The following is an 8,115-nucleotide window of genomic DNA, read 5'->3' as shown; positions in this document are numbered from 1 at the left end:
CATTACTATTAGATAAATATAAAATAACTTCTTCTAAAGGCCAAAGTCCTTCAAGTTTGATAACTTCTGCCCAAAACTTGTGTGAAGTATCATGTTTGATAGGTAAGTCTGCTTCCGAAAAACCTGAATTACTGCTAATTTGTGGCTTATTTAATGGAGTAATTCCAGAAATTTGAGATTTTGATTTCACCTCAAATCGATATGACCATCGCTTTTGATCAAACCAGAAACGTGCTTCATAGCATCCGGGTTTGGTAATCCACTGAGTCAGTTTAATGGCAACCCAGCAATTACTAGATGGTAAACTTTCAATTGTGCGAGCAACAATATACCGCTCTGTAATATTTTCAACTAATACATTAATATCTAAAGTTTGATTAATAGGTGGATACCAGAAAGTAGGGGGTTCCAAATAAATAGTATTTTTACCTATTAATCTCAAACCCGTAAATACTGGTTCATCTGACTTTACCAACTTCCAGATAATCAGTTGGGAATGATTAGTTTTAGGTATCGTTAATACAATTGAAGACTCTGGAGTTGTTAACCTAATGAGCCGACCTCGCCATCCCTGTATACTAGAAGGTATGTAGCTATCTAAAACCTCAATCCCGTTAGCGAATTCTGGTTGGATATCTTTAGGGGTGAAGCAGAATACCTGATCAACAGCAATAATTGTGGGTTGAGATAAGTTGAGAGGTAAATGTTCTCCTGTTGAGGCATCAAATACCAAACATGGAAGATCACTGTTAATACCTTTGTAGTGCCATTCAAGTAAGTTCTGGCGATTATGGTCAAGCATTTGACAATTCCAGTTTTCAGATGCTTGATTAATCTCAATTAGGAGTTCTGGAATAATTAAATCTCCATCTGTGGGAATTGTATCTTCCCATTTGGCTTGGGGAATCCGACAATAGGTTCCTCTAAGATTTCGCCATTCTGGTTTCCATAAAACTTGTTCTGGTAGCAGTAATTGTGTGTTCAAAGAGTCGCCAATATCTAAACTCAACAATAGAGGTTTACTACGTCGAGTTACAATACCTCGACTTTGACTAGAGCCGGATCTGGGTGTTAAAACTTGAGTTAAAGCATTCCAGTTCCGCAGGAAAAAATTGTGTGGTAGGTAATAATTACCTAATATTTCTTCTCGCTGCTTTTCATCTTCTAAAGCTTTGGGAGAAGCTTTTTTAAGTTCTAATTCTTGAGCAACTATAGCAATACCTTGCAATAGTTGTCCAGAAATCGGTTCAGTTTCCGAATCTTCAGAATAGCTGGATTTAAGAAAATTAATTAATGTACCCCATTGCAGATGCTTTTCTTGACAAATGCTTAATAGTAATTGTGATAATTCTTCATCAGAAGTATGAGCTAATTCCCACCAACCGTATTCATCAGCAATTTCTTGAACTAGCTGGGCGAAATGAACAAGATTTTGCTCGGGAATACCGCTTTGTAGCCATAAGGTTGAGATATATTTATATCCACCTTTAGCTCGGACTAAACCTAGCAGATTTATTCCTTCATCAACAACTCGACGAAAGGTATGTTCTACTCCTTGGTTGTGGTTAATATTTAGCCGTTCGCAAAAGCCTTGCCAAAATCTATCACTGGAATAATAGTAAGCATATTCTGAAAGAGCAACAGTAAGAATTTTTAGCCAGTTTTGCTCTAATTCGTAAAATCTATCTTGTAGTGAATCATAGGTAAATCTGTCTAACTGTTGTAGGTTTTGACCGACAATATCAAGTAATTCTTCACTAGCTTTTTGCTTAATATAAATACTACCAAGAAATCTATGTCCGGCTGGGCGATCGCGATGAGACCAGTGTGGTAATATTTGTTCCTCCCATAAGTTTTTTGTATATTGAGATTTCATAAACTTAGAGCTAACCCTGGTTTGGGGATATGGTTTGCGTGAAGTAGTTGCTCCTCTTGTAGAAGCAATTCGAGTTGGTGGTAATTCAGTATTAGGATTGCTGAGTAAAGGCTCGTACTTTTGTTTTGCTTGGATTTGAGCAAGTTGAATTTGTGATAATTCTGCTGCTATCTCCTCTTTTTGAGTAGCTAATGCTGTCAGTTCTTGAATTAGTTGTTCTTTCTGCTCCTGTTGTTCTGAAATTTGCTGTTGTAATTGACTCAGTTCCGTGTGTAAATAATTAAGACTTACTTGTGCTTCTTCTTGTTGACTTGTAATACTTGTGACAGACTGACTTAGATAAGTTAACTGTTGTTCTAAATCATTAATTCTGTTTTGTAACTGAAATAAGTCAATTTCTAAATGATGTTTTTGCTGTTCCAAATCAGCTAGGTCTTGAGTAAGTTTGGAACTATAATCTGCTTGTGCTGCAATTTGATTTTGTAGCTTGCTAAGTTCTTGCGTGTGTTGGTTAAAATGAACCTCTGCCTCTTCCTTCTGGGCAGTAATCATTTCAAGTGATTGATTTAAATTCGTTGTCAGTTTTTGGAGATTGTGAATTTGAGATTGCAGGCTTTGTAACTCTGTCTCTAGCAGATGTTTTTGTGCTGTCAGATCAACCTGCTCCTGGTTGTAGCTCTGTTGATTTGAAACTTGGACTTGTAACTGGTTTAGCCTGCTTTGAAGAGAATTAGAGTCAGTTTCCAGTTGTTGCTTTTGGGTAGCGTTCGCCTCTAAAGATTGGGTGAGTATTAACTCCTGTTGTCTTAGCTCGTGAGTCCATGTTTGTAAGTGATTGCATTCTGCCGTTAACTGTTGCCTTTGGGCTTCTATTTCTACTAAATCTTGTTCTATGGTTGTCTTTTGGCATTGTTGTTCTACTGAGAGGGTTTGTAGTTGACTCATCTCTATTTGCAGATTGCCAAGCGTCACCTCTAGCTGTTGCTTGTCTTTCTTTTTGGTAGCAATAATTGTTTGAAGGCTCGCTTCTTCCTGGTTAAGAATTTCAGTTCGCTTCTCAAGTTCTGCAACTCGTGTTTGTATCGAGAAGGGCGTATCATTAAGCTGCCCATTACGCCTTTTCTCTGTAACCAAAACTCCTACAGATGTAGCGGGTACTGTAATCAGTCCAGTCAAAGCCGCTCGTTTAACATCTCTATCTACTGCTAGACTTATGCCAAAACCAACACCAAAGCTAAGTACACCTAGAATCAACCAGTTTTTAGCCATTTACTTCTAAAAATTCTGCTTGCCATCATGAATAGGCTGCCACAAACTAGTAATTAATTTGTCATAATTAATACTATATCTCTTAAAAAGATATACTGGTATAAATTCATAAAAGAATATAAAAATTAAGGGCTTCAGCAATCAACATTTTGTAACAGCCTCAAAAGGCTGGCAATCACTCGCTAGCTTATACTTCTATTAATCGTAGTTCCAACCCATATATACTTAAATCAGTTTCCATAACAGCACAGATGGCAACTGAACTCATACCCCTCCAAAAACCCTTTGTTCTACCAATGGAGCTACAATATCAACACATTCGCTCTTTTCCATAATCTGTCGCCCCAGTAGTAGTTGCTTGCTTTCATTAACTGACCCATGCCATAGCTGGTAAAGCTTGGTGTACTCTAATATGGGCATTTATTGTAAAGTCTGATTACTTGCAACGCCTGAAATACTTGTGTTCAGAGGGTTATCTTTACCCATACTCAGACTCCAGAACGTTCAATAATTTGTCTTCTACAGGAGTTAAATAAGCCCGGTTCAGCTTCCCTAACGACTCCAAAAACTTCTGCACCGATTCCTCCAGTCCACTCGAATACACTCGACCGATGCGATCGCAAATCACCCGCATCTGCTCACACTCGGCAGGCAAGTAATTGAGCGACTTCAGGTGCTGCAACCCAACAGTATATTCCCCATCCCAGGTTTTGACGGTGCATAATAACCAGGGCAAAGTAATACATTTTTATTTCTGTAATATATCTTGTATTATAAAAGTAATATAAATAAAACTCTTATTCTTTGGTAACAAACTTGTGCCAGCTTGAACTTGATCGCCCTAAAAGGAGAGTGGTGATGAAAAAAGTAGCGGTGTTTGGCAATGCTGGAGGCGGCAAATCAACTTTGAGCAAGAGATTATCTCAAATCACCGATTTGCCACTTCACATCTTGGACAAGATTAAATATCAATCAGGGGGAACTGAGGTTCCACATGAAGATTATAAGCACGTCCATCAGCAAATTTTAGCTACTGACCGATGGATTATTGACGGGTTTGGCTGCATGGAAACTCTCTGGCTAAGACTCAACCAGGCAGATACTCTGGTTTATGTCGATCTACCTCTATATGTGCATGGATGGTTGGTAACTAAACGATTTATTACAGGTTACTTTAAACCGCCATTAGGCTGGCCTGACAATAGTCCAATATTGAGGAGTTCGCTTACTAGCTACCGCGCGCTTTGGCTATGTCACAAATATTTGACCCCAAAATATCGTGAGTATATCGAGCAGGCTCAAAGCATGAAAAATGTTTATCATATTCGCTCGACTAAAGAAATTTCGCAATTCTTTGAATTAATTGAGTGCCAGATTAATTTAAAAGATGGTGCATAAATCTATGGAAATCAGATTTTTAAACACCCAAGATATCGTCGTTTACCGCGAACTACGTTTGCAAGCATTGAGAGACTCGCCCACAGCATTTGCTTCCAGTTATGAGGAGGAATCCCGTTTTTCTTTGGCCGACTTTGCTGCCAGACTTCGCCCTCACGATAATTCTGCTAACGGCATTTTCGGTGCTTTCAGCGATGGAGACAAACTTATTGGTATGCTTGGCTTCTCACGCGAGAACCGTTTGAAGCGTGTTCACATTGGTTCTCTCTGGAGTATGTATGTTTTACCTGAGAATCGAGGGCGAGGTGTTGGAGCCGCGCTTCTTGATGAGGCATTATCCCATGCTCGACGGCTTAATGGTCTGCGACAGATCGTTCTCACGGTCACTACAAACAATTTACCAGCCGCCTCTCTTTATCGCTCACGGGGTTTTGAGCGTTTCGGTTTAGAGCGTAATGCTTTATTTATTAATGGTAGATATTTTGATGAGGAGCATCTGGCATTACACTTCAACCATGATGCCTAACGAGAACCTGTTGCACACTTACTATATAAAAACGACCATAATTCTTAAAACTTTATCTCGTTCCCATATTCCAACTCCACAACACTCAACAATTTCTCTTCCACAGCAGTTAGATAAGGTCGATTCAGTTTCCCCAACGACTGTAACAAACTTTTGACTGTCTCCTCTAGCGAATCAGAATACACTCGACCGATGCGATCACAAATTACCCGCATCTGTTCACACTCGGCAGGCAAGTAGTTGTACGACTTCAGGTGCTGTAACCCAACCGTATACTCGCCATCCCAGGTTCTGACGGTGCAACTGAATTGGCCCACATGGTTAACGATACCCCAACAGCCACCCTTGCCTCTGAGTTCGGGGTTGTCCTTTGCGAGAATTTGGCAAACTTCGCCTAACTGGTAGGTGTTGGCTACTTGGGTGCGTTCCATTATTTGCTGCACTACGTTTTTAACGATTCTAGCTGGTGGCACTTTACCCCCTGCTTGCTCCACCGCTTTTACCCACACTTCTTGCTGTTCTTGGGGTTCAAGCTTTGTCATTGGTCGAACTTGACGTTCGTTAGTTGGCAAAATGTGATCCAATGGATCACATTTTTCAAGTAAATTATCGAAAACAACGGCTGCATCCATTAAAAGGTAAGACTGCCGACGGCTATGCCCAAAGCGATCGCGGCAATATTCTTCAAAAGTTTTGTGCGTGGATCGATACAGTCTGCGATCGCGCAATTCTGCCAGCGCTTTACCCGCCTCAAAAAACGCCCGCTCCACTTTCCTCTCCAAGTGCAGGCGATCGCGCTGTTCTTCCTCTGTCAACTCTGGAATTTCAATAGCAGTAACCGTAATCGTTGCTGTAGCTAGATTTTCCTCAACAGAGATATCCTCGTTTGCAGAGTTAACAGGTGGTTTTGAATCACTCTTTGCAGCAGAGGTGGCTTTGTTGATTCTAGAAGGTGGTTTAGGCATTATTTCACCTCTAGCTGAACAGTGCTGGAACGAATATCGAGTTGTGCCATGATATGGATGTAACTATATTGATATTTATTCCCCAAACCTTTTACTGAGGTTGGGGTTTTTCGTGAGCTTGTTTAGATATATTTGCATCTGTTGCACCTGTGATCGCTGAGTTATTTTTCAACTTGTGGGACTACGATGCCTGGAAACTCCTTTGAAGGTGTGGAAATTCCATAGGTGAATATTAAGCAAATAAAATTGTGGAGGCCGCCCCTTTTAAAGGGCGATTAATTCTCATAGCGCTCAGTAAGGTTGATTATGTATCGGTTAGATGTTTCCCTTCTGATAGCTTGATTTTTTGAAAAGTAGGCATTGTTATCTACAACCACTGTCTCATTAGCTTTTACATTTCAGCTTTAATCTAGCCCAGAAACCTAATGATCATGCCAGCAAGTTAATTGCTTCACCTACAATTGCGCTCACGCGGCATTGTCACCTCCAAACTCTTTCACCTTTGTGCTTTTCCACTCAATCAGGACTTTGCCATCTAAAGCAGCAAGTATATCCATGAAAGTTTCCAGCGTTGGGTTTCCTTGATCAGATATTGCTTTAGCAAGCATATTTCTCCGATTGACAGGGGTTGCAGACTCATCCCCTTTACGGCGACGAATCTCACAATAGCGGCGGGTTAATGTTGCTAAATCTATGCCTAGTTCCTCCATCCGCTCCCTAATTAGGGACATATCCATACTTATACCTCTGCGACTTCTATATAAGTCTACAAAGGCATAAGGCAATTTGCTAATGCCAGACATAGTGATAACCTCCTTTCCTAATCACTCTATACTTTTAAAAGAAAAATAGCAAGCTTTTAAAACCAATATTTATGCTTTTAAAAGCTTGACAAAATGCTTTTAAAAGCATAATATAGGGTTAGTTAGCAAGGAAAACCATGCTTACAACAAAAGGCGATGCCCTTAGCCTGAGAAACTTTGGAGGCAATCGCCTTTTGTAAAACACCTACTCTATAGATGTAATAACACTTATCATGACACACCCAATCTACACTCAACAACAACTGCAACGAAAAACTCTCAATCAACTTAAAACTATTTATGCCCAACTTGATACTAAAACTGAAGTCTCAGACAAACGTTGCAAAGAATCCTGGGTAAACGCAATTATCACCGACCAATCCATTAAGCTTCAAAAGGTTGACAACCAAGCCCTCGCCCAAGCCGAACTCGACAGCTACATCGCAACCCAAGCCCAAGCTGTAGCTCCCGAACCCCTCAGAATAGTCGAAATCTCATTTTCCCATCACGAATATTACGCTGATAATCAACTCATAGCCAGCATTAGCCATGACGACAACCACTTAACCCAACCCTGGGTAGTCACGGTCAACGATAAAGAAGTATTTCGTGCCAATACCCCAATGCGTTGCGATCGCTTCATCTGCAATCACTACAAAGACGGTTCGTTACCCGTGCAGGAACAAGAAGCAACACCCCCCACGATCGAAAACCTAATCATGGCGCATATCTTCAACGAGTGCCAAAATTACGGGTTTGAAATTCTCGATGATGGCATTTACAACAACAACGGCGTGAAACTGGGGCAAGTCGGATGCACTGACAGAAACTGGTGGGTGAAGAGGCGTTATTCAACCCAGCAGCAGTATTCTAACTCGGTGTTTGATGCTGTGCGCTCATTGTCGAGGGTGGACGTGTCTACTGATGGTAAATCCATTTTTGATGAATATTTTTTAGATCAGCCGTTAGAACAGCTAACTGGCGATAAATTGCAATGGCTGCTGGAGAGAACAGAGTTAGTTACAGCGTAATTCAGTAGTCAGAATCTAGGAGTCAGGAGTCAGGAGTCAGGAGTCAACTCCAATTCGCAATTCGCAAGTCGCAATTCGCAATTAAGACAATTTAGTGGGGGCTTGCACCTCCCACTCTCTTGTTGATCACCAACCTACGGTGTGGTGGGGGCTTATACCCACTTTTAGCCAATTAATCAATTAGTTCATAATTCGCATTTCCAATTGCGAATTGCGAACTGCGAATTGCGAATTGTTTGGTCAGGAG

At 40.7% G+C, this 8,115-nt stretch carries 7 protein-coding genes; 3 read left to right on the top strand and 4 right to left on the bottom strand.

From position 1 onward, the window contains the following. Both ACWATR_RS38000 and ACWATR_RS37995 read right to left on the bottom strand, forming a co-directional pair. Positions 1-3,145: chromosome partitioning protein ParA (locus ACWATR_RS38000; RefSeq protein WP_460344932.1), on the bottom strand; the 3,145-nt coding region annotated here is incomplete at its 3' end. Positions 3,146-3,623: 478 nt separating this feature from the next. Then, the gene (locus ACWATR_RS37995; protein ID WP_460344929.1) at positions 3,624-3,881 is read right to left on the bottom strand and encodes a hypothetical protein; all 258 of its coding nucleotides are present in this window, start codon (positions 3,879-3,881) and stop codon (positions 3,624-3,626) included. Between the two features lie 122 nt (positions 3,882-4,003). On the opposite strand from ACWATR_RS37995, the gene ACWATR_RS37990 reads away from it, so the two are divergent. Both ACWATR_RS37990 and ACWATR_RS37985 read left to right on the top strand, forming a co-directional pair. Then, complete coding sequence (locus ACWATR_RS37990; protein ID WP_460344926.1) at positions 4,004-4,543, top strand: P-loop NTPase family protein; 540 nt, start codon at positions 4,004-4,006, stop codon at positions 4,541-4,543. Next, positions 4,533-5,069: a GNAT family N-acetyltransferase gene (locus ACWATR_RS37985; protein ID WP_460344922.1), complete on the top strand. Its 537-nt coding sequence runs from the start codon at positions 4,533-4,535 to the stop codon at positions 5,067-5,069. Before ACWATR_RS37990 ends, ACWATR_RS37985 begins: the two co-directional genes overlap by 11 nt. 44 nt (positions 5,070-5,113) lie before the next feature. Here ACWATR_RS37985 and ACWATR_RS37980 read toward each other — a convergent pair whose 3' ends face one another. Both ACWATR_RS37980 and ACWATR_RS37975 read right to left on the bottom strand, forming a co-directional pair. Continuing rightward, on the bottom strand, positions 5,114-6,034 hold the full coding sequence (locus tag ACWATR_RS37980) for a hypothetical protein (protein WP_460344919.1): 921 nt from the start codon (positions 6,032-6,034) through the stop codon (positions 5,114-5,116). A gap of 467 nt (positions 6,035-6,501) precedes the next feature. After that, entirely contained in the window at positions 6,502-6,837 is a 336-nt protein-coding gene (locus ACWATR_RS37975) for a hypothetical protein (protein ID WP_323234423.1), read from the bottom strand. 233 nt (positions 6,838-7,070) lie between these two features. On the opposite strand from ACWATR_RS37975, the gene ACWATR_RS37970 reads away from it, so the two are divergent. After that, entirely contained in the window at positions 7,071-7,868 is a 798-nt protein-coding gene (locus ACWATR_RS37970) for a hypothetical protein (RefSeq protein ID WP_460344916.1), read from the top strand. Positions 7,869-8,115 lie beyond the last annotated feature (247 nt).

Source organism: Nostoc sp. UIC 10890, from assembly GCF_054786515.1.
Note: the sequence above shows the minus strand (reverse complement) of the source record. Positions and strands in the feature narration are given on the sequence as shown.

Bases quoted from the DNA above. Each gene is read 5' to 3' on its own strand.
- ACWATR_RS37990 (WP_460344926.1), top strand. From the start codon at position 4,004: ATGAAAAAAGTAGCGGTGTTTGGCAATGCTGGAGGCGGCAAATCAACT.
- ACWATR_RS37985 (WP_460344922.1), top strand. From the start codon at position 4,533: ATGGTGCATAAATCTATGGAAATCAGATTTTTAAACACCCAAGATATC.
- ACWATR_RS37980 (WP_460344919.1), bottom strand. From the start codon at position 6,034: ATGCCTAAACCACCTTCTAGAATCAACAAAGCCACCTCTGCTGCAAAG.
- ACWATR_RS37975 (WP_323234423.1), bottom strand. From the start codon at position 6,837: ATGTCTGGCATTAGCAAATTGCCTTATGCCTTTGTAGACTTATATAGA.
- ACWATR_RS37970 (WP_460344916.1), top strand. From the start codon at position 7,071: ATGACACACCCAATCTACACTCAACAACAACTGCAACGAAAAACTCTC.